Annotated in this window: 17 protein-coding genes and 1 tRNA gene; 8 read left to right on the forward strand and 10 right to left on the reverse strand. The window is 63.2% G+C overall.

The window, feature by feature from the left end:
- The first annotated feature begins 145 nt into the window (after positions 1–145).
- From QM659_RS08565 to QM659_RS08575, 3 genes are read left to right on the forward strand one after another with little or no spacing between them, the layout of a single operon-like run.
- On the forward strand, positions 146–874 hold the full coding sequence (locus QM659_RS08565) for a hypothetical protein (RefSeq protein WP_415188098.1): 729 nt from the start codon (positions 146–148) through the stop codon (positions 872–874).
- Positions 871–1,341 carry a helix-turn-helix domain-containing protein gene (locus tag QM659_RS08570; RefSeq protein ID WP_415188099.1) on the forward strand — a complete coding sequence of 157 codons (471 nt, stop codon included), beginning with the start codon at positions 871–873 and terminating at the stop codon, positions 1,339–1,341. Before QM659_RS08565 ends, QM659_RS08570 begins: the two co-directional genes overlap by 4 nt.
- Complete coding sequence (locus QM659_RS08575) at positions 1,338–1,706, forward strand: hypothetical protein (protein WP_415188100.1); 369 nt, start codon at positions 1,338–1,340, stop codon at positions 1,704–1,706. Before QM659_RS08570 ends, QM659_RS08575 begins: the two co-directional genes overlap by 4 nt.
- Positions 1,707–1,740: 34 nt before the next feature.
- On the opposite strand, the gene QM659_RS08580 is transcribed toward QM659_RS08575, so the two are convergent.
- The 4 genes from QM659_RS08580 to QM659_RS08595 all read right to left on the reverse strand — a co-directional run bounded on the left by QM659_RS08580 (position 1,741) and on the right by QM659_RS08595 (position 5,508).
- Positions 1,741–1,817 (reverse strand) — tRNA-Arg (locus QM659_RS08580).
- A 156-nt stretch (positions 1,818–1,973) separates the two neighbouring features.
- Positions 1,974–3,626, reverse strand: a complete 1,653-nt coding sequence (locus QM659_RS08585; protein WP_415188101.1) for an L-aspartate oxidase — start codon at positions 3,624–3,626, stop codon at positions 1,974–1,976.
- A gap of 89 nt (positions 3,627–3,715) precedes the next feature.
- Positions 3,716–4,816 carry a quinolinate synthase NadA gene (gene nadA, locus QM659_RS08590; RefSeq protein ID WP_415188102.1) on the reverse strand — a complete coding sequence of 367 codons (1,101 nt, stop codon included), beginning with the start codon at positions 4,814–4,816 and terminating at the stop codon, positions 3,716–3,718.
- Between the two features lie 422 nt (positions 4,817–5,238).
- Positions 5,239–5,508: a hypothetical protein gene (locus tag QM659_RS08595; protein ID WP_127076750.1), complete on the reverse strand. Its 270-nt coding sequence runs from the start codon at positions 5,506–5,508 to the stop codon at positions 5,239–5,241.
- Between the two features lie 541 nt (positions 5,509–6,049).
- Between QM659_RS08595 and QM659_RS08600 the strand changes: the two genes are divergently transcribed.
- Together QM659_RS08600 and QM659_RS08605 are read left to right on the forward strand one after the other, a co-directional pair.
- Complete coding sequence (locus tag QM659_RS08600) at positions 6,050–6,514, forward strand: hypothetical protein (protein WP_415188103.1); 465 nt, start codon at positions 6,050–6,052, stop codon at positions 6,512–6,514.
- 433 nt (positions 6,515–6,947) lie between these two features.
- On the forward strand, positions 6,948–7,325 hold the full coding sequence (locus QM659_RS08605; protein ID WP_415188104.1) for a hypothetical protein: 378 nt from the start codon (positions 6,948–6,950) through the stop codon (positions 7,323–7,325).
- 282 nt (positions 7,326–7,607) lie between these two features.
- Here QM659_RS08605 and QM659_RS08610 read toward each other — a convergent pair whose 3' ends face one another.
- Entirely contained in the window at positions 7,608–7,964 is a 357-nt protein-coding gene (locus tag QM659_RS08610; RefSeq protein ID WP_415188105.1) for a hypothetical protein, read from the reverse strand.
- Positions 7,965–8,401: 437 nt separating this feature from the next.
- Between QM659_RS08610 and QM659_RS08615 the strand changes: the two genes are divergently transcribed.
- Together QM659_RS08615 and QM659_RS08620 are read left to right on the forward strand one after the other, a co-directional pair.
- The gene (locus QM659_RS08615) at positions 8,402–9,223 is read left to right on the forward strand and encodes a HesA/MoeB/ThiF family protein (protein ID WP_415188106.1); all 822 of its coding nucleotides are present in this window, start codon (positions 8,402–8,404) and stop codon (positions 9,221–9,223) included.
- Positions 9,224–9,402: 179 nt separating this feature from the next.
- Positions 9,403–10,608 (forward strand): lytic murein transglycosylase, encoded by a 1,206-nt coding sequence (locus tag QM659_RS08620; protein ID WP_415188107.1) that lies wholly within the window; start codon positions 9,403–9,405, stop codon positions 10,606–10,608.
- Positions 10,609–11,072: 464 nt separating this feature from the next.
- Here the strand turns inward: QM659_RS08620 and secA are convergent, their stop codons facing one another.
- The 5 genes from secA to QM659_RS08645 all read right to left on the reverse strand — a co-directional run bounded on the left by secA (position 11,073) and on the right by QM659_RS08645 (position 17,536).
- On the reverse strand, positions 11,073–13,925 hold the full coding sequence (gene secA, locus QM659_RS08625) for a preprotein translocase subunit SecA (protein WP_303487449.1): 2,853 nt from the start codon (positions 13,923–13,925) through the stop codon (positions 11,073–11,075).
- Positions 13,926–14,185: 260 nt separating this feature from the next.
- On the reverse strand, positions 14,186–14,809 hold the full coding sequence (locus QM659_RS08630; RefSeq protein ID WP_415188108.1) for a LysE family translocator: 624 nt from the start codon (positions 14,807–14,809) through the stop codon (positions 14,186–14,188).
- 212 nt (positions 14,810–15,021) lie between these two features.
- On the reverse strand, positions 15,022–15,459 hold the full coding sequence (locus QM659_RS08635) for a (deoxy)nucleoside triphosphate pyrophosphohydrolase (protein WP_415188109.1): 438 nt from the start codon (positions 15,457–15,459) through the stop codon (positions 15,022–15,024).
- Positions 15,440–16,690 (reverse strand): bifunctional glutamate N-acetyltransferase/amino-acid acetyltransferase ArgJ, encoded by a 1,251-nt coding sequence (argJ, locus tag QM659_RS08640; protein WP_415188110.1) that lies wholly within the window; start codon positions 16,688–16,690, stop codon positions 15,440–15,442. The genes QM659_RS08635 and argJ overlap by 20 nt, the downstream gene beginning before the upstream one ends.
- 24 nt (positions 16,691–16,714) lie before the next feature.
- Positions 16,715–17,536 (reverse strand): peptidylprolyl isomerase, encoded by an 822-nt coding sequence (locus tag QM659_RS08645; RefSeq protein WP_303487458.1) that lies wholly within the window; start codon positions 17,534–17,536, stop codon positions 16,715–16,717.
- Positions 17,537–17,867: 331 nt separating this feature from the next.
- Between QM659_RS08645 and QM659_RS08650 the strand changes: the two genes are divergently transcribed.
- Complete coding sequence (locus tag QM659_RS08650) at positions 17,868–20,072, forward strand: catalase (protein ID WP_415188111.1); 2,205 nt, start codon at positions 17,868–17,870, stop codon at positions 20,070–20,072.
- Positions 20,073–20,079 lie beyond the last annotated feature (7 nt).

A 20,079-nucleotide genomic window follows, 5' to 3' on the forward strand; every position in this document is an offset into this window, starting at 1 on the left:
TCGTGCCGGTCGCTCACGGCGGCCCGAACCATCTCTCGAACTGCTTCCTCGCCCACAGACGCTGCAACGCCGCAGCCGGCACCTTGTCGGCGGCCGAGAAGGTTCGGCTGCGCGATGCGATGCGGAAAGAGCGGAGGGTCAGCGCATGATCGACAGCACCGCACTTCGCGTCCTTGTCGCCTGCGAATTCACTGGGACGGTGAGGCGCGCGTTTGCGCGCCGCGGCTTCGATGCCTGGAGCGTCGACCTACTGCCGAGCGAGGATCGCTCAAACCACCACATCGTCGGCGACGCGCGCGATTACCTCAATGAAGGATGGGGATTGCTTATAGTCGCGCACCCGCCTTGCACGCGCCTTTGCAACAGCGGAGTTCGGTGGCTTAGCGAGCCGCCCTCCAAGTTGAACAAATGGGATTACCCGGCTGAAACCATAGCCGCCTATGCAGCGTGGAATCGCGAGCAGCGGCTCGCCTTCATGTGGCAGGAATTGCGCGATGGCGCCGAGCTATTCTCGGATTTCTGGACCGCTCCCATTGAAAGGGTCGCGGTTGAAAATCCGGTTATGAACCCGCACGCTAAGGGGCTGATCCGCGATTACCGGCAGTTCGCTCAATCGGTCCAGCCGTGGCAATTCGGAACCGATCCAGCCGGACCGGACAATGTGAAGAAGCGAACATGTCTATGGCTGCGCGGTCTGCCGACGCTCAAACCGACCGGGACGCTAGATGGCCGAACGGCGCGGGCTGACATCCACAAGGCAAGCCCCGGCCCTGATAGAAGGAAAAGGCGTTCGCGCTTCTATCCTGGGCTAGCCGACGCGATGGCGGATCAATGGGGCGGCTACGCTCTTGCCGAGTTGCGGAGGGCAGCATGACGGCCCCCGCAACCACCGAAATCAGTCTTACCAACCAGCGCCCGGCCATCGCGGCCTTGTTTGAGGCGCGTCGCCGGATAGGCATCCGAAACGACGAGCTTCGGGCGCGGTCGGGCGTTGCGATCAACTCCGCTCAATATTGGCTGGCGGGCAGGTCTGCCCCCACCATGGGAAACCTCGTCGCCTTCGCCCGCGTGTTAGGCTTCGAGGTGGTTCTTCGCCGCGAGCGCGCACCCGCTTGCGAGATGGCCTTCAACGAGCAGTCGGACGTGATGGCGATGCTTCTCGCTGAACGCAAGCGCCTCGGCATGAGCTTCCTGGACCTCGAGGCGCGCAGCGGGATCAGCGTCAACGCCATGTTCGCGTGGCGGGCGGGTGCGAGCCCTCAGCTTGCCAACCTGGTCGCCTTCGCCGGCGCGCTCGGCTTCGAGGTCGTGCTCCGTCCGATTTCGGAGGCGGCCCGATGATCCGCTATGCCTTCAGGGGATTTCCCGCCAAGGGCGAGGACGGTCGCAACGGCCTCTTCGACGGAATCGCCCGCCTCCAGCGCACAGGCCCCGACTACCGGGGCGAACGCTGGACCTGCACCGAAATCATCAGCGCAAAGCGACAACGCGACGGGGCTTCTATCGCGACCGATTTCGAGATCGAGATCGCAAAGTGGCTCGCGTCGAAGGCAGCCATAGCGCGGGACATCGAAGACACCCTGGCAGCACAAGAGAAGGCCCGCCCAGCTGGCCGGCACGATGCGAAACCGTGCAAAACCTGTCACTCTCTCCCCGCTGATGTGTGTATGCGGGAGTGTACACCGGAGCAAAATGCAGATTTTTGAGGAGGTTTTTAAGGCTGTAAGTTATTGATTTTATTGGCGTCCCCGACAGGATTCGAACCTGTGACCCCCAGATTAGGAATCTGGTGCTCTATCCTGCTGAGCTACGGGGACCGCAGGCTCATTAGAGCGCGGTTCGCTGAAAGGTCAATAGTCTTCGGGTGAGGCGGGCGAAGCCGTCTCGCGTTCCCCTGCAATATCTGGGACGCGGGCCCTTGAGCTTGAACCCGTCGCCGCTGGCGAACCGAAACCTTCGCCACGCAAAATCGCCTACCCGGCCAGATCCGCGGCCCTGACGCGGACTCCGCTTGCATCCACGGCATCGAAAGGCGTCTTGCCCGTCACGCGCGCGGCAATCCCCACCGCGTCGGAAAGCGTCATAAAAGTGTGTCGGCCTTTCTCGTTCGCCGAAGGAAAGTCGAGCCGGCAGTGCGCACCGCGGCTTTCCCTGCGCTCATGTGCGGCGGCGGCTATCAGGATCGCCGCAGTCGTCATGTTCGCAAGCGCCGGCGATGCGGGAATGCGTGAGATGTCCACCAGGGACGAGAGCGCCGTCTTCAGCGTTTCAGCGGTGCGTTCGACGCCGACATGCGCGGCCATCGCCTCGCGAAGGCGCTTCAGAAGGCGTGCTTCCTCGGCGGGCGCGACGACCGGAACGGCGATGGTTTCCGGCGCTTCGATCTCGCCCATGGCAGGCCAGTGCGGCGCATCCGCAGCGATATCGGCAGCGACGCGGGCGGCAAACACCACCGCTTCGAGAAGCGAATTCGACGCGAGCCTGTTCGCGCCGTGAAGCCCGGTACAAGCAACCTCTCCGCAAGCCCATAGCCCGGTGAGCGACGTGCGGCCACGCATGTCGGTTGAGACACCGCCCATGTGATAATGCGCTGCGGGCGCGATGGGGATCGGCTGTTTCGCGGGGTCGATGCCAGCTTCCGTGCACACGTCGTAGGCGGTCGGGAAATTGTGGGCGAGGTCGAGCGCACGCACATCAAGGAAAGCGCCGCGTCCGGCGGCGATTTCGCGATGTACGCCGCGCGCCACCACATCGCGGGGCGCAAGCTCGCCGCGCGGATCGATGGCCGGCATGAAACGCTCGCCGTCGCGGTTCACGAGGCGGCCGCCGTCGCCGCGAATGGCCTCGGATGCAAGCGGCGCGGGATCGCGGCTCACGTCGAATGCGGTCGGGTGAAACTGCACGAATTCGGGATCGGCGATGATGGCACCCGCCCGCGCCGCCATCGCAAGGCCGCCGCCCCGCGCTTCCGCCGGGTTGGTGGTGACACGGAAAAGGTGGCCGATGCCGCCGGTTGCGAGCACGACCGCGCGGCCGGCGAGAAACGAGGCGCGTCCGTGGCCGCCGCTTCGGGTGGCGTAAAGCCCGACGACGCGGCCGTCGCGCTTGACGAGTTCCACCGCTTCGACATTTTCGAGCACCGAGATCGACGGCGTCTTGGCAACTGTCGCGATCAGCGCGGCCATCACAGCCTTGCCGGCGCGGTCGCCATCGACGCGCACGATGCGGCGCGCGCTGTGGGCGGCCTCCTGCGAAAGGCGGAGCTTGCCGTCAAGCTCGCGGTCGAAGGGAACGCCATAGGAGAGAAGGTCGCGGATGCGATCGCCCGCTTCGCTCGTGACGACACGAGCCACCTCGGGATCGGTCAGACCAGCCCCGGCCGCGATGGTATCGGCCGCGTGTGCGTCCGCATGGTCGCCCGCGCCAATGGCCGCGGCGATGCCGCCCTGAGCCCAGGCCGAGGACGAACCCTCGCCAAGCGGCTTGGGCGTCAGCACCGTCACGGGAAGCGGCGCAAGCCGGAGCGCCGTGAACAGTCCTGCGAGGCCGCCTCCGACAACAAGAACACGATCAGGCCCCGTCCGCCGCCGGAAAGGCAGCAGATCATTCGCGCGAGTATGGTTCATTTCGGGATGCTCCCCACCTGACAAGTCGGCGCATCCTCACCGACGAGGTTGCCGAGGGCGCCAACGGCAGGGACCGTCGGCGCTCCGAGCTAAAGCGGCAGCTTCACCATGCGTTCGACCGCCGCTCTCGCACGGTCCGCAACTGCCGGATCGACGGTCACCTCTACCTTCTCGTGCAGCAGGCTGTCGAGAATCTTCGGCAGCGAAATGCGCTTCATGTGCGGGCACAGATTGCACGGCCGGGTAAATTCGGTCTTCGGCGCGGCATAGGCGACGTTGTCAGCCATCGAGCATTCGGTGACGAGCACGACGCGCTTCGGCTGGCGGTCCGTCACCCATTTGATCATGCCGGCGGTCGAGCCTGTGTAGTCGGCCTCCGCGATGACGTCCGGCGGGCATTCCGGGTGCGCGATGATCTTCACGCCCGGTTCCGCCTCGCGATAGCCGCGAAGCTCCGCGCCCGTGAAGCGCTCGTGCACCTCGCACGCGCCCTTCCAAGAGATGATCTCGACCTTCGTCTGCGTCGCGACGTAGCGAGCGAGGTACTGATCGGGAATCAGGAGCACGCGCGGGGCGCCGAGGCTTTCCACCACCTTCACCGCGTTCGCCGAGGTGCAGCAGATATCGCATTCGGCCTTCACCGCAGCGCTCGTGTTGACATAGGTGACGACCGGCACGCCCGGATAGGCAGCGCGAAGCGCGCGCACGTCCTCCGGCGTGATCGAGGACGCAAGCGAGCAGCCCGCCTTCGGATCGGGAATAAGCACCTTCTTTTCCGGGCACATCAGCTTCGATGTTTCGGCCATGAAGTGCACGCCGCACTGAACGATGATGTCGGCGTCGGTTTTCGCGGCTTCCTTCGCAAGCTGGAGGCTGTCGCCGAGGATGTCGCCCACGCCATGGAAGATTTCCGGCGTCATGTAGTTGTGAGCGAGAACGACGGCGTTCTTTTCGCGCTTCAGGTCGCGGATCGCCTTGATGTAGGGCGCGTGCGCGGCCCATTCGAAGGCCGGAATCACGCGTTCCACCTTGGCATAAACGGGCTTCAGTTCGCGGATCGCTTCGCGGACGAAGGCGGCGTCGAAATGATGGCGCGCGGGTTCGATGTCGACGTCCGCGTCGAGAGCGCAAACCGGGTCAGCGCCCCTATGCCGACGGAACGGCTCCACGCCGCTATCGAGAAATACCATGCCGAAAGTCCTCCACCCCACGTCCCGTCGCCGGGAGTAATGCTCCGTTTGAGCATAAGGAGGACAGGCAAAAAATTAACCCCCTCAGGTTTCTCGCCCAAGCCGATCACTCGACTCGACCTTATGCTCACTCGGACTATAAGATAAGGGGGGCGTTACGGCTTGCCAATCACTTTTTTGCGCACGAGCGCCGCAATTGCGGCCAAATGGCGTCAAAGCCTGCAAAGACGCTCGGCTTTGCGGCTCCGAATGCGGTGGTTTGACGCGAGCGAGCGCGAAAATAGCCGGGAAGATCCCGGCTATTTGCCGTCGATAATGGCGGATTGCGTTAGAACTTCACCTGATCGGGTGAACCCGCCTTTGAACTTCAAGAAGAGACCGTTTTTCCGATCGATGGCGATCCAGTCAGATCGGAACGGGTTCTAGAAGAAGAGGAAGCCGGCGCCGAACAATCCGCCGTTGCCGCCACAGCCACAGCCGCACCCACAGGGGTTCACGACCCTGACGTACGTCGTGGTCGTCGTGCAGCAGCTGGTAGTCGTGACAACGCGCTTCTTGTAGCAGCCAACCTTCACGATGGCGCTTGAAGCGGAGGCGTCGACGCCAGTGGTGGCAAGCGGGAGTGCAGAGGCACCGCTCGAAGCGAGAGTCGCGGCCGAAAGGGCGGCGATAGCAATGACGAGTTTTTTCATCTTATCCTCTACGGGATTACACGCACACGCAGCATCTAGGCTGCACATCATCCTATGACTTAGCGAATAACGGTTCCATTAAGCCGGATATTTCATTCGCGATTGCCTGTTTAATATATAATTTTTCTCACCTTGCTTCGTCGATAGCATCACATTCCAACAATTGCGAAACATGAGGAACGATAATTACCGCGTGTAAACGACGATTGTGACAATGGCTTCCCCCATAAGCTTACCTGAGGGGATTCGAGCTCAAGATATTTCCCGCTGCCCGGAAGGGCTCCGCGCGAGCAAAACGGGAACGGACCGATGCTCCGTGGTTTCGCCCGGCAGTCGTCCATGCGGCAACAAGAGGAGCGGGTTCGTCATGCGTATCAGAGGATCGATTATCACCGGTGTCGTTTTCGGTTTGGCAGCATTGGCCGCGCCGGCGGCATCAGTGTCTGCGCCAAGCTTGGGCGCCTCGGTCACGACACCACCCGTTGGCGTTGCGGACGCGGCTACCCTCGTCAGAGGCGGCGGCTTCGGCGGAGGCCCTGGCATGGCAGGCGGAGGCTTCCGCGGTGGTGGCGGGGGCGGCTTCGGCGGAGGCCCCGGCATGGGAGGCGGAGGCTTCCGCGGCGGAGGCGGGGGCTTCGGCGGAGGCCCCGGGTTTCGTGGAGGCGGAACGGGCGGCGGACCGGGTATCGCTGGCCCGCGATATGGAGGACCGGGACCGGCGGCCCGCAACCCCGGATTTGCGGGGCCGCGTTACGGCGCCCCTCCCCGCTTCGGATCGAAGGGCGCCATCGGTGGCGGTCCGCGTTGGGCCGATCCCGGTCCTCGCTATAGCCGTAATTACGGGAGGGGCGGCGGATATTGGCGGGGCGGCCGTTGGTATTGGTACGGTGCGCCGCTGGTCGGGCTCGGCATCTACGGCTATGGCAGCAGTTGCTACAACAACTGCCTCGCGGCGGGTTACGGACCGGCCTATTGCTCGACCTATTCGTCCGACTTCTGTTACTGATTTTGGACACCCTTGTTCTTCGGCGGGCTTGCGAAGAACTTCCCTCGACCGTGATCCGACAGATCTGAAGGAAAGGCTGCCGCACCGGCAGCTTTTTTTTTCGAGCGCACTGCAATTGCGGCGAGTTACAATTTTTGACGAAATTCTTTATAAGCTCTGCCATCGGCGATTATACTCTATCGTTCAGTAAGCCTGACGGCCATGCCGTTCGTGCGTCTGACGTCGCGCTTTTTGCCCGATGTCTGGGGCGCGGGGCATCTCCGGGACGGAAGAGGGACTTAAATGACCTTGAGAAGAACTGTTATCGCGGCGTTCGCTGCAGTTGGTCTGTGCGCGGGCGGCGCGGTTGCCTCCCCCATCGAAGGGGGCGCGCAAGCAGCGATCGCGAAAAGCGGAGCGAGCACGTTCACCTTGATCGGTGGACATCGCGGACATGGAGGAGGCGGGGGAGGCTTCGGCGGTGGCGGCGGATTTCGCGGCGGCCATTTCGGCGGAGGAGGAGGATTTCGCGGCGGACATTTCGGGGGTGGATTTCGTCCGCACGGCGGTCAACCGCCCGCGTTCAGGATCGCGCCGTCACATAGGCCATCAGGCGGATATCCCGGCTCTTTCAAGCCTCACAGACAGCACAATTTCTCCGGCATACCGCACAACAAGCCTTACCCCGGATTCCGCCCCCCTCTCGGGAAGCGGTATTATGGCGGGAAACCACCGTTTGCGGGCGGCAAGCATCCGCCTCACGCGGGAAATTGGCATCACCGTCGCCGGTATTGGCGCAACGGGCGCTGGTACTGGTACGGCGCACCCCTGATCGGGTATGGCGCCTACAGCGCCTATGACAGCTGCTACTGGAGCTGCATCAACGACGGTTACGGCCCGGCCTATTGCACGAACTACGCCACGAATTATTGCGATTGATGCCGAATTGAAGAGGGCCGCCATCGGTCGCCTTCACGCTGCTGACAAGGCTCCCGCCTCGGCGGGAGCCTTGTGATTCAGCGGGTCATCATCAACAAGCACTGCGCGGAAACGGTCGAGCGCCTCTTCGCCGACGCCAGGCAACCGATCCAGCGACCGACAAAGTCCGTTTTCCTCAATACTGACGCTCGAACGCGCGCAGATAGCCGGTGTTGAAGCGCGCAAGAATGTTGTCCTGAACGCTCGCGTCCGGATCCCAACGATAGCGGAACGGCAGATCCTCATCGTACGGATACTGGCTGTAATGATATCTGCCGAAGCAGCCGCCTTGCGCGCAGGGGCTGACGCGATAGCAGTTATAGGCGCACCAGTTCGAGAACAGGTCGCCGCGTCCGTGATGACGCCCGGTGTCCGACACGCGGATCGTCTGAGTGGCCGCGGCGGTCGGGGGGGTATCGAACGCTGGGAACGATTGGGCCTTGGCGGCGACAAACATCGAAGCAGCGACGCAAAACAAGATTGACGCTCTCATGGCTTTCGATCCTGGTTGACGGTATGGCTTGGCAGTATGATCTGCAAAAGTGGACGCCCCATTTACGTGGGACCGCGCTCCGGCAACCTAAGGTTAGGCGTCGAGGCGGCTGCCCGCCGAAGCGGGCGGGGAAGCATGCGCTTGGGGTAACATCACGCTCATGCCGAACCGGAAGAAGCGCCCGGCGCCTTCTCGCCCTGGCTTTACCGCCAGCGCAACGCCGTCGAGCCGCACCGTGGCAAAAACGACAAGCGGCGACAGTTTTCTCGCCTCAGTCAAGCTTGCGTCAGTCCGGATCTGGCTGCGAAGTTACGAATCGGTGACCCAGAATCATGGTGTTGCCGGTGGTCCTTTTGATCCCGACATGTGCTCGCAAGCAAACGGGTGCAAATGTCGGCATCGGACCACTCGATAAGGGCTTCCACCGGGCAAGGATCATGACCACGCTCTCACGCGAAGAAATCGATCGCTACAAGCGCCACCTGCTTGTCAAGGATATCGGTGGCCAAGGTCAGCAACGCCTCAAGGCTGCGCGCGTGCTGGTCGTCGGAGCGGGCGGTCTCGGCTCACCGCTCCTGATGTATCTCGCGGCGGCGGGTGTCGGCACGCTCGGCATCATCGACGACGACCGCGTTTCGCTCGACAATCTTCAACGGCAGGTCGCCTATCGCACCGAGGACGTCGGCAAGCCCAAGGTTGAGCGCGCCGCATCGCTTTTGCGTTCGCTCAACCCGCATGTCGAGGTCGAGGCCATGCCGTTTCGCCTCACCTCTGAAAACGCGCTTTCGGTTGTCTCGCGTTACGACATCGTGGCGGATGGCTCTGACAATTTCGCGACGCGCTATCTGGTGAACGACGCCTGTTATTTCGCGCGAAAGCCGCTCGTCTTCGCCGCACTCGGCCAAATGGAAGGGTATCTCTCGACCTTCCGCGCCTTCGAGACGGACGAGAGGGGGACGCCGCGCCCGAGCTATCGCGACCTCTTCCCCGAGCCGCCCGCACCGGGCGAAATACCGACTTGCGAGGAAGCGGGCGTGCTTGGCCCCGTGGCGGGCGTGATCGGCACCTTGCAGGCCGTGGAGGTGGCGAAGGTGATCCTCGGCCTCGAAGGCACGCTTGTGGGCAGGCTCCTCATCTATGACGCGCTCGCGTGCAGATTCCAAACCATCGCGTTGAAATGGGACGCGCATAATCCGCTGACCGGGCTCCGTCCAACCATCCGCGACCTGTCGGTTCACGCCGCCGGCGCTTCCGGTTAGGCGCGTGATCGCCTTTGTTTTGCCTCACTTTCGGACGGGATTCGCGCCATCACCCTTTCGGGCCGTCCGCCGTCTTCCCGCAAGGTCCGATGTTTATAGAACGGGTGACATTGCGGGTGGCGGCCTGAAAAGCACCGTTTCGGCCCATTTTCCGACCATGCTCGACTGGAGACTTTGCGATGAGACGCCTTTTATCCCGAACGATGATTGCGAGCCTCCTCGTCGCGGCGGGCGCGAGCAGCGCTTCGGCGGCTTCGTGCTCCACGTCGAGCGCGGGGTTCGACCGCTGGTTGTCGCAGTTCAAGGCAGAGGCGCGAAGCCAGGGCATTTCCCCGCGCGCGCTCTCGGCTCTCGATGGCGTGACCTTCGACCAGAGCGTCATCAACAAGGATCGCGGCCAGAGCGTGTTTTCGCAAACCTTCCTCGAATTTTCCGACCGGATGGCCGCGAAATACAGGATCGATAAGGCGCGCCAGCTCATCGGTGGCAAGTACAAGCGGGAGTTCGAGCGGGCGGAACGTGAGTTCGGCGTGCCAGGTGCGGTCATCAGCGCGTTCTGGGCGCTCGAAACCGATTTCGGCGCAAACAACGGAAACATGGAAACGGTGCGTTCGCTGGCAACGCTCGCTTATGACTGCCGTCGGCCCGAAAAGTTCCGCGAAGAGCTGATCGACGTGCTGAAGATCATCGACCGCGGAGACCTTACCCCGAGCGAAATGCGCGGGCCATGGGCGGGCGAGCTTGGCCAGACGCAGTTCGTTCCCTCGGTCTATCTCAAATACGGCATCGATTACGACGGCGACGGCCACTCGGACCTCATCCGCAGCGCGCCGGACGTGATCGGCTCCTCGGCGAACTATCTCAAGGCGCTCGGCTGGCGGCGCGGCGAGCCGTGGCTCAAGGAAGTGCGCGTGCCGGAAAGCATGGACTGGAGCCAGGCGGATCTCACCATCAAGCATCCGCTCAGCGAGTGGCAGCGCATGGGTGTGCAGCTTGCGGACGGCGAGCGCGTCTCCGGCGACCGCCCCGCTTCGTTGCTGCTCCCGATGGGACGCAACGGGCCTGCCTTCCTCGCCTTCGACAATTTCAAGGTATTCCTCGAATGGAACCAGTCGCTCATCTACTCGACGACGGTGGCCTATCTCGCGACCCGCATCGATGGCGCGCCGCCGGTATCGCGTGGGCGCGGCGTGGCGCCGTTCGGCTATGAGCAGACGAAGGAGTTGCAGACCCTGCTTCGCGCCAAGGGCTATGACGTCGGCGAAGTGGACGGCAAGCTCGGCCTTCTCACGCGCGCAAGCATCAAGAAGGTGCAGCAGAAGTTCGGCCTGCCCGCCGACTCGTACCCCAGTCCCGAGTTGGTTTCCCGGCTGCGCGGACGATAAAGACGGGTCTCACGGGCCGATGCCTATCAAGGCCGTTTTCGACAGGGGTCGAGGCGTCGAACACCGGATCGAACAGCTTCAGCCCCAAAACCATCGATAGGCGCGGTTGACCTCGATCTCGCGCACGAACCGGCACGGCGAATAGATAGCCGATGAATAGGCCTTGAACATTCAAGACCGGGTCGGGCGCGAGCCTCCAATCATCGGCGCATTGAAGCCCCCCTGATCGCGAACGAAGCGAGAAGGCGCCGCCACTTCGATCTTCCTCAAAAGCGGTCCTTCGGGACAAGCCTGTCGATACGCGCCATCTCAAGGCACGGCCTGTCGAGAAATCGGTTTTTCGGCGTGCCCCGCCGAATCACAAAGCTCCCGCCGAGGCGAGAGCTTTGTCAGCCGTCGAGCCGGGCACGCCCGGCTTTGCTATACCAATGACGGCGCCCACGGAGCGACGCCGTGCCGCCCGGCTACTCGGCAGCGGTGGCGGCAATCGCACCATGGCAATGCTTGTACTTCTTGCCCGATCCGCATGGGCAGAGCGCGTTGCGCGCCACCTTGCCCCAGGTCGCCGGGTTATTCGGATCGAGTGCAGGTGCCTTTCCGCCACCGCGAGGGGCCGACGCTTTTGCCGCCGCAGGCGCTGACGGCTTAGCCCCCTGCTTCGCGGCCGCGCGGCGTTCCTGCCTCGACTGCGGCGCGGCTTCGGCTTCGCTCTCGGATATGTCTTCGCCCGTGATCGGATCGGCGCGGAACATCTGAAGCTCGGGAAGCTCGTTCTGCGCATAGTCTTCCGGCTGCGCGAGCTGAACGTGCATGAGTTGGCCGGTCACATCGCGACGAAGGCGCGACAGCATGCTTTCGAAGATCTGGAAGGCTTCGCCCTTGTACTCGTGAAGCGGATCGCGCTGAGCGTAGCCGCGCAGGCCGACAGCCTGACGCAGATGCTCAAGGCTGACGATATGCTCGCGCCAGAGATGATCGAGCGTCTGCAAAAGGATCGCCTTCTCGATCTGCCGCATGGTCTCGGGGCCGACCTCCGACGCCTTGCGCGCAGCAGCCGCATCGGCCTTCGCGAGAAGCCGCTCCTCGATCTCCTGTTCCGCAATGCCTTCCTCGGCGGCCCACTCTTCGACCGGCACATCGATGCCGAAGACCGCGTTGAATTCCTCGCGCAGGCCTTTCACGTCCCACTGCTCGACGAAAGCCTTCGCCGGGATGTGCGTCGTCACGAGATCCTGAACGACTTCGCGGCGCATGTCGGCCACGGTCTCTTCGACCGTGTCTTCCTGCATCAGGTCGATGCGCTGCTCGAACACCACCTTGCGCTGGTCGTTCATCACGTCGTCGTATTTCAGAACGTTCTTGCGCATGTCGAAGTTGCGCGCTTCGACCTTCTGCTGCGCCTTTTCCAGCGCGCGGTTGATCCACGGATGCGCGATAGCTTCGTCTTCCTTGATGCCGAGCTTCCGCAGCATGAAATCCATGCGGTCAGTGCCGAAGATGCGCATCAGGTCGTCTTCGAGCGAGAGATAGAACCGCGAGGCGCCGGGATCGCCCTGGCGGCCCGAACGGCCGCGAAGCTGATTGTCGATGCGGCGGCTTTCATGGCGCTCGGTTCCGAGCACATAGAGGCCGCCGGCGGCGAGCGCCTGCTCTTTCTTCGTCTCGATGTCGGCGGCGATCCTGTCGCGCTCCACCTTGATTTCTTCCGGCGTCGGCTCGACCCCGGCCGCGCGCTTCTCCGCGATCCAGGCGGCGATCTGCATGTCGGCGTTGCCGCCGAGCTGGATATCCGTACCGCGGCCCGCCATGTTGGTCGCGATGGTCACCGCCCCCGGCATGCCCGCCTGCGCGATGATGAAAGCTTCCTGTTCGTGGTAACGGGCGTTCAACACCTGATGCGGCACGCCGAGCGGCTTCAGCATCTCGGACAGCGTTTCCGACTTCTCGATGGAGGTGGTGCCGACGAGGATCGGCTGACCGCGCTTCGCGCAGTCCTGGATCAACCGGATGATGGCGCGATATTTCTCCGCAGCGGTGCGGTACACTTCGTCGTCCGAATCGATGCGGCGCATGGCGCGGTTGGTCGGGATCTCGATCGTCTCCAGACCGTAGATGTCTAAAAACTCCGCCGCTTCCGTGATGGCTGTGCCGGTCATGCCCGCCAGCTTTTCATAGAGGCGGAAGTAATTCTGGAAGGTGATCGAGGCGAGCGTCTGGTTTTCCGGCTGGACGTCCACGCCTTCCTTGGCTTCGAGCGCCTGATGCAGACCTTCCGAATAGCGGCGGCCTTCCATCATGCGGCCCGTGAACTCGTCCACGATAACGACCTGCCCCTTGCGGACGATATAATCGCGGTCCTTGAGGAACAACTTGTGCGCCTTCAGCGCCTGGTTGACGTGATGGACGATCGTCACGTTCTCGGCGTCGTAGAAGGTGGAGTCCGGCTCGATGAAGCCGGCTTCCTGCAGAAGCTCCTCGATGCGCTGGTTGCCCTCTTCACTGAAGGTCACCGTGCGCTGCTTCTCGTCGAGTTCGTAATGCTCCTTGCCGAGCTTCGGAATGATCTTGTCGATGCTGATGTAAAGGTCCGACTTGTCCTCGATCGCGCCGGAAATGATGAGCGGCGTGCGCGCCTCGTCGATCAGGATCGAGTCCACTTCGTCGACGATGGCGAAGGCGTGCCCCTGAAGCTCCGGCGGACGGCCGCCGAACTGCACCATCTCGTCGATGGAGTACTTCATGTTGTCGCGGAGGTAATCGAAGCCGAACTCGTTGTTCGTGCCGTAGGTGATGTCGCAGGCATAGGCCGCGCGGCGTTCGGCATCGTCAAGCTCGTGGGTGATACAACCGACGGTCAGGCCGAGGAAGCGGTAGATCTGCCCCATCCAGTCGGAGTCGCGTTTGGCGAGATAATCGTTAACCGTGACGACATGCACGCCGCGTCCCGGCAGCGCGTTGAGATAGGCCGCGAGCGTGGCAACGAGCGTCTTGCCTTCGCCGGTCTTCATCTCGGCGATCTTGCCTGAGTGAAGCACCATGCCGCCGATGAGCTGAACGTCGAAGTGCCGCTGGCCGAGCGTGCGCTTTGCAGCTTCCCTCACCGTGGCGAAGGCTTCGGGCAGGAGCTTGTCGAGGTCTTCGCCGTTCGCGAGCCGCTCGCGGAATTCCACGGTTTTCGCGCGCAGTTCGTCATCCGAAAGCGCCTGGAACTTCGGTTCCAGCGCATTGACCGGCGCGACCCTCGATTGAAAACTCTTCAGGCGCCTGTCGTTGGAACTGCCGAAGATCTTGGTTGCGAGCGCTCCAAGAGAAACCATGTTGCCGAGCCTCACTGCCTCGCCAGGAAAATGCAGTCCGGAGATCAAGGACTGCTGCCAGAGCGCCTTTGCTTTTTGGCGGTAGCTTTCTTACGGGCTGTTTGCGAAATTGACCGGGAGAAGTGGCCCTTCTCCTCATGGCACGAGAAATAAGCAGACGCAGGCGTGCTGTCAACGCGCCGCGACGGCCTGTCCAAGGGTTGCGAGCGCGGTTCGCTTTGCCGTCAAGCCCGCCCCAGGCCCCACCGCGCCGATCCCGTTCAGGATGCGGGGCGCCGGGCGAAGGCGAGCGCGACGCCGAAGGCCACCATCATCGACCCGCTCACGCGGTTGATCCATCGCGACGCGCGTCCTCCCTGCGCGAGGCGCCCGATGCGCGAACCGAGCAGGGCATAGATCGCAATCGCCGGAACTTCGAGGATCAGGAAGACCACGCCGACGAAGAGGAAGCTTCGCCAATAATCGCTCTGGTCCACAAACTGCGGCAGGAAAGCCGTGAAGATGAGCATGGCCTTCGGATTGGTTGCCGCGACGAGAAATTCCTGCCTAAGGAAGCTGCCGGGAACTTGCGCCCTGCCGTTTGGCTCGGTGAGCGTGTCGAAACCCTTGGCGATGATGAGCCGCGCGCCGATCCAGACGAGATAGGCCGCACCGAGGAGCTTCACCGCCGTAAATGCCGCCTCCGACGCCATCAGGAGCGCGCCCATGCCAGCAGCCGTGATCGCGATCATGACGGCGAAGGCGACGAGCCTGCCCGGCGCGGCGGCGATCGCGGGCATCACGCCGTGGCGCGCGCCGATGGTGAGCGAAAGGAGGTTGTTCGGCCCGAACGCCATGTTGAGCGCGAAGCAGGCCGGGAGGAAAATGGCAAACGAAGTCGACATTGGAAATCCAGCGAGAGGGCGCGCCAAACGGAGCGTGCCTGTTAATCGGGCAACCTAAACCCGCCGCCAGGCATGCTCAAGACCGGTCTGCGCCACCGTCCCGTGGTTTTGTTTTTCGTGATCCTTGTCGCAAGCCAGCGGCCGATTTTTGCGGAAGGCGCGGCTTCGCCGTGGCCGTCGCCCGAAATCGCCGCCTCAAGCCTGCGCTTGGCCTAGAGCCAGTCCTGAAGGATGGGCACGAGCGGCAGGTCGGCGGCGGGCATGGGATAATCGCGCAGCTTGTCGCGCCGCACCCATGCGAGCGTCTGCCCTTCGAGCGGGCGAACCATGCCGTTCCAGTTCCGGCAGATATAGAGCGGCATGAGAAGATGGAACGTCTCGTAAGAGTGGCTCGCGAAGGTGAGCGGCGCGAGGCAGCGCTGCGGCACCTCGATGCCGAGTTCTTCCTTCAACTCGCGGATGAGCGCCGCCTCGGGAAGCTCTCCCGGCTCGATCTTGCCGCCGGGGAACTCCCAAAGCCCGCCCATCGGCTTGTGCGCTGGGCGCTGCGCGAGCAGCACGCGGTTGTCGGCGTCGATCAGCGCCACGGCCACGCACGTCACAAGCTTGAGCCCCGGCGCGGGGGCGGCGTCAGCTCCGGTAGTCGGCATTGATGCGGATGTAGTCATAGGTGAGGTCCGAAGCCCATACGGTTGCGCGCCCCTGCCCGCCGGCGCCGCAATCGACGCGGATCTCGATTTCGCCGCGCTTCATATAGGCCGAACCCTGCTCCTCTTTGTAATCGGGGTCGCGCAAGCCTTCCTTCGCCACCTGAATGTCGCCGAACCAGATCGACAGCCGGTCGCGGTCCGCCGCTTCGCCCGAACGGCCTACGGCGGCGACGATGCGGCCCCAGTTCGCGTCCTCGCCCGCAACCGCCGTCTTCACGAGCGGCGAATTGCCGATGGTCATGGCGATGCGATGCGCTGCCTCGTCGCTCTCGGCACCTTCGACGTGGATGGTCATCAGCTTGGAAATGCCCTCGCCATCCTTGACAACCTGAATGGCAAGATCGTGAAGGAGCGAGAGAAGCGCCGCCGAAAACGCCGCCGCTTCCGGGTCGTCCGGCCCCGCGATCTTCGGCGCGCCCTTGGCCGCCGCCTCACCCGTCGCGAAGATGAGAAGCGTGTCGCTTGTCGACGTGTCGCCGTCGACCGTCACGGCGTTGAACGTCGTCTTCACGTGGCGGCGCAGAAGCTCTGTCAGCACGTGGCCTTCGACGGCCGCATCGGTGACGATAAAGGACAGCATCGTCGCCATGTCGGGCTGAATCATGCCCGAGCCCTTGGCAATGCCGTTGAGCGTGACCGGCACATTGTCGACGAAGGCGCGGCGCGTGGCCACCTTCGGATAGGTGTCGGTGGTCATGATCGCGCGCGCGGCGTCGTGCCAGAGGTCTTCCTTCGCCTCGCCCGCCATCTTCGAAAGCACGTGGCTGAACTTCGTGGCGTCGAGCGGCTCGCCGATGACGCCCGTGGAGGCAATGAACACGCGCTCCGCCTCGAAGCCGCCTGCCTCGCCCGCGAACGCCGCCGTGGCTTCCACCGCATCGCGGCCGCGCTGCCCCGTGAACGCATTCGCGTTGCCGGAATTGACGACGAGAGCGCGGGCGCTTGCATGCTGAAGCTGCTCGCGGCACCAGTCGACCGCCGCCGAAGACGTCTTCGACCGCGTCAGCACACCGCCCACCTGCGTCCCTTCCGGGAACAGCATGAGCAACACGTCGGTGCGGTTCGCATATTTGATGCCCGCCTCCGCGACCGCGATCTTCACGCCCGCGATCGGCGGCAGGGGCACGAGTTCGCCGGGCGCGAACGGCGAAACCTTTGTGATACTCGCCATGAACCCGGCTCCTTTCGTTGGCTGCTACTTCTGCTGCGTCGGCGTTTCGATCGCGGCGGCCTTGGCGTCTTCGTCGATGGCCTTCTTCAGCTCCGGATCGACGATTTCCACCTTAGCGGATGAACGCAGTTTCTGCACTGTTTCGCGAAGCTGGTTCTGAACGAGCGAGGCGACGATCTGGTCCTTCACCTCGTCGAAGCTCGGCACGGGCCGGTTCCGCTTGTCCTCGACCTTGATCACGTGCCAGCCGAACTCGGACTGCACGGGCTCGGAAATCTGGCCGGGCTGAAGCGAGAACGCGGCGTCCTCGAACACCTTCACCATCTGGCCCTTGGAGAAATAACCGAGGTCGCCCCCGGTGTTCGCGCTGGGGCCATCGGCGCTTTTCTTGGCCAGTTCGTTGAAGTCCGCGCCGCCCTTGAGCTGCTTCACGAGATCTTCCGCTTCCTCCTTCGTCTTCACGAGGATGTGGCGAGCACGCACTTCGGGCTCGGGCTTCAGCTTGGCGATCTGCTCGTCGTAGGCGGCCTTGGCTTGCGCATCCGTGATCGCATCGCGGACCTTCTTCTCATAGAAGGTGTCGCGCAGCGCACGCAGCTTGTAATAAGCCGCCCGCTCCTCGAAATCCTTGGCGGCGTCGAGCTTGTCCTTCGTCGCCTCGTTGGCGAAAAGATGCGCCTCGACGAGATATTCGACCAGCACGCGACGGCGGCTTTCCGCCGGAAGCCCGGCGATTTCCGCCCCGACCTCGGCTTCCGCGAAGGCGATCTCGGCTTCCGTGATGTCCGTTCCGTTGACACGCGCGACCGGAGCCGCCTGCGCCATCTGCGCGCCGAATGCCAGCATCGCCGCACTCAGTAAAATCCTTGCATTCACGATGGAAACTCCTCGCCCTTAGGGAAACGTCGAACCGTTGTCTTTGCAGCGACTTATATTTTTCGCCGCTTTTAAGACCCGTCGCTCTCGATGGGAAGCACGATCTTGCGGTTATTAAGGCGTTTCAATCTTCCTGCAAGTCCGCCACCCCTCGTGCATCGCGCCTTAAACAGGCTAAGCCTACGGCGGAACAAGCTTTTTCCGGAATGGTTCTGCTTTCTGACTATCAGCACGGCTCCGCGCGACAAGCCATCCGAGATTTCCGACGCGCTTCCGATGCCCTTTCAGGAGGCACCGCCCAATGGCGAAGACGAAAACCAACGGCGATTACACGAGCATAGCCTACGGGCAGGAAAAGGTCCTGCGGGGCGAGGGAGGCGAAACCCATCAGGTTGCGGGCGGCGACGTACCCGTGCTGACGACGCAACAAGGCGTGCCCGTCGCGGACGACCAGAACTCGCTGAAGATCGGCGCGCGCGGCCCGACGGCGCTCGAAGATTTCCACTTCCGCGAAAAGATTTTTCATTTCGACCATGAGCGCATCCCGGAACGGGTGGTGCACGCGCGAGGTTACGGCGCCCACGGCTATTTCGAGACGACGGCTTCGCTCGCGGACGTGACGCGCGCCGACATCTTCCAGCGCGTCGGCGAAAAGACGCCCGCCTTCGTGCGCTTTTCCACCGTCGCGGGCGCGAAAGGCTCGTTCGACCTCGCCCGCGACGTGCGCGGCTTCGCGGTGAAGCTCTACACAAAGGAAGGCAACTGGGACATCGTCGGCAACAATATCCCGGTCTTCTTCATTCAGGACGCAATCAAGTTCCCCGACTTCGTGCATTCGGTGAAGGAAGCGCCGGACCGCGCCTTTCCGCAGGCGGCCTCCGCACATGACAATTTCTGGGACTTCATCTCGCTGAGCCCTGAAAGCATGCACATGATCATGTGGGTGATGAGCGATCGCGCAATCCCGCGTTCCTTCCGCTTCATGGAAGGCTTCGGCGTTCACACCTTCCGCTTCGTGAACGCGGAGGGCAAATCGACCTTCGTGAAGTTTCACTGGAAGCCGAAGCTTGGGCTGCAATCCGTGGTCTGGAACGAGGCCGTCAAGATCAACGGCGCCGATCCGGACTTCCACCGCCGCGACCTGTGGGACGCGATCGAGAGCGGCAACTTTCCCGAATGGGAACTCGGCGTGCAGCTTTTCGATGACGCTTTCGCCGACAAATTCGCCTTCGATGTGCTCGACGCAACGAAAATCATCCCGGAAGAGGAAGTGCCGATCCGCGTCGTGGGCCGTCTCGTGCTCGACCGCATGCCGGACAATTTCTTCGCGGAGACGGAGCAGGTTGCCTTCTGCACGCAGAACATCGTGCCGGGTGTGGACTTCACCAACGACCCGCTGCTTCAGGGCCGCAATTTCTCCTATCTCGATACGCAATTGAAGCGGCTCGGTTCGCCGAACTTCACTTTCCTGCCGATCAACGCGCCGAAATGCCCGTTTGCGACACTCCAGCAGGACGGCCACATGACGATGCGCAACCCGAGGGGCCGGGTGAATTACGAGCCGAACTCCTGGGGCGACGAGCAGGGCGGCCCACGCGAGTCGCCGGAAAAAGGCTTCAAGAGCTTTCCCGAAGAGGTGGCGGGACAGAAGCGCCGACTCCGCGCGGAGTCGTTCGCCGATCACTACAGTCAGGCGCGGCAGTTCTACATCAGCCAGACCGAGATCGAGAAACAGCACATCGCCGACGCGATCACGTTCGAACTGTCGAAGGTTGAGACGCCCGCAATCCGCAGCCGCGTCGTCTCGCACCTTCTCAACATCGACGACGAGCTTGCGAAAAAGGTGGCGACCGCGATCCGCCTGAAGGACTTGCCGAAAGCAGCCGACGCTGCCCGTCCCACGCGCACCGACCTGAAGGAGAGCCTCGCCCTGAGCATCGTGAAGAACGGCCCGAAGCGCTTCGAGGGACGCAAGCTCGGCATCCTCGTCACCGATGGCGTGGACGCGCATGCGCTCGCCGATCTGAAGAAGAGCTTCGCGGCGGAAAAGGCGCTCGTCGAGATCGTCGCGCCGGAGGTCGGAGGCGTAAGCGCCAGTGACGGCACATGGATCGAGGCGAAGCAGCGGCTCGACGGCGCGCCGTCGGTGCTTTACGACGCGGTCGCGATCCTCGCCTCTGCGGAAGGTGGCACGCAACTCGCGCATCACCCATCGGCGCGTGACTTCGTGGCGGACGCCTTCGCGCATCAGAAGTTCATCGGCTGGCACGGCAATGTCGCGCCGCTCTTTACGAAGGCGGGCATCGCCGACGAGCTTGACGGCGGCGTGGTGCAACTCAAGGGGCCGGACGATGCACGCGTGTTCGCCGAGCGCTGCGCGGGCTTGCGCTTCTGGCCGCGCGCCGAGAAGTTCAAGGCCGGTTCGAGCAAGCCCGCTGCCACGGGCACCGCGCCGAAGAAAAACGGCGGCAAAAAGAACGGGAACGGCGGAGGCAAACCGCAATAACGATAAA

The sequence above is a fragment of the Rhodomicrobium sp. genome (assembly GCF_047605405.1).
Classification (GTDB): domain Bacteria; phylum Pseudomonadota; class Alphaproteobacteria; order Rhizobiales; family Rhodomicrobiaceae; genus Rhodomicrobium; species Rhodomicrobium lacus.

Excerpts from the sequence above, each read along its gene's own strand:
- QM659_RS08565 (WP_415188098.1), top strand. The coding sequence starts at position 146 with ATGATCGACAGCACCGCACTTCGCGTCCTTGTCGCCTGCGAATTCACT.
- QM659_RS08570 (WP_415188099.1), top strand. The coding sequence starts at position 871 with ATGACGGCCCCCGCAACCACCGAAATCAGTCTTACCAACCAGCGCCCG.
- QM659_RS08575 (WP_415188100.1), top strand. The coding sequence starts at position 1,338 with ATGATCCGCTATGCCTTCAGGGGATTTCCCGCCAAGGGCGAGGACGGT.
- QM659_RS08585 (WP_415188101.1), bottom strand. The coding sequence starts at position 3,626 with ATGAACCATACTCGCGCGAATGATCTGCTGCCTTTCCGGCGGCGGACG.
- nadA (WP_415188102.1), bottom strand. The coding sequence starts at position 4,816 with ATGGTATTTCTCGATAGCGGCGTGGAGCCGTTCCGTCGGCATAGGGGC.
- QM659_RS08595 (WP_127076750.1), bottom strand. The coding sequence starts at position 5,508 with ATGAAAAAACTCGTCATTGCTATCGCCGCCCTTTCGGCCGCGACTCTC.
- QM659_RS08600 (WP_415188103.1), top strand. The coding sequence starts at position 6,050 with ATGGCAGGCGGAGGCTTCCGCGGTGGTGGCGGGGGCGGCTTCGGCGGA.
- QM659_RS08605 (WP_415188104.1), top strand. The coding sequence starts at position 6,948 with ATGGAGGAGGCGGGGGAGGCTTCGGCGGTGGCGGCGGATTTCGCGGCG.
- QM659_RS08610 (WP_415188105.1), bottom strand. The coding sequence starts at position 7,964 with ATGAGAGCGTCAATCTTGTTTTGCGTCGCTGCTTCGATGTTTGTCGCC.
- QM659_RS08615 (WP_415188106.1), top strand. The coding sequence starts at position 8,402 with ATGACCACGCTCTCACGCGAAGAAATCGATCGCTACAAGCGCCACCTG.
- QM659_RS08620 (WP_415188107.1), top strand. The coding sequence starts at position 9,403 with ATGAGACGCCTTTTATCCCGAACGATGATTGCGAGCCTCCTCGTCGCG.
- secA (WP_303487449.1), bottom strand. The coding sequence starts at position 13,925 with ATGGTTTCTCTTGGAGCGCTCGCAACCAAGATCTTCGGCAGTTCCAAC.
- QM659_RS08630 (WP_415188108.1), bottom strand. The coding sequence starts at position 14,809 with ATGTCGACTTCGTTTGCCATTTTCCTCCCGGCCTGCTTCGCGCTCAAC.
- QM659_RS08635 (WP_415188109.1), bottom strand. The coding sequence starts at position 15,459 with ATGCCGACTACCGGAGCTGACGCCGCCCCCGCGCCGGGGCTCAAGCTT.
- argJ (WP_415188110.1), bottom strand. The coding sequence starts at position 16,690 with ATGGCGAGTATCACAAAGGTTTCGCCGTTCGCGCCCGGCGAACTCGTG.
- QM659_RS08645 (WP_303487458.1), bottom strand. The coding sequence starts at position 17,536 with ATGCTGGCATTCGGCGCGCAGATGGCGCAGGCGGCTCCGGTCGCGCGT.
- QM659_RS08650 (WP_415188111.1), top strand. The coding sequence starts at position 17,868 with ATGGCGAAGACGAAAACCAACGGCGATTACACGAGCATAGCCTACGGG.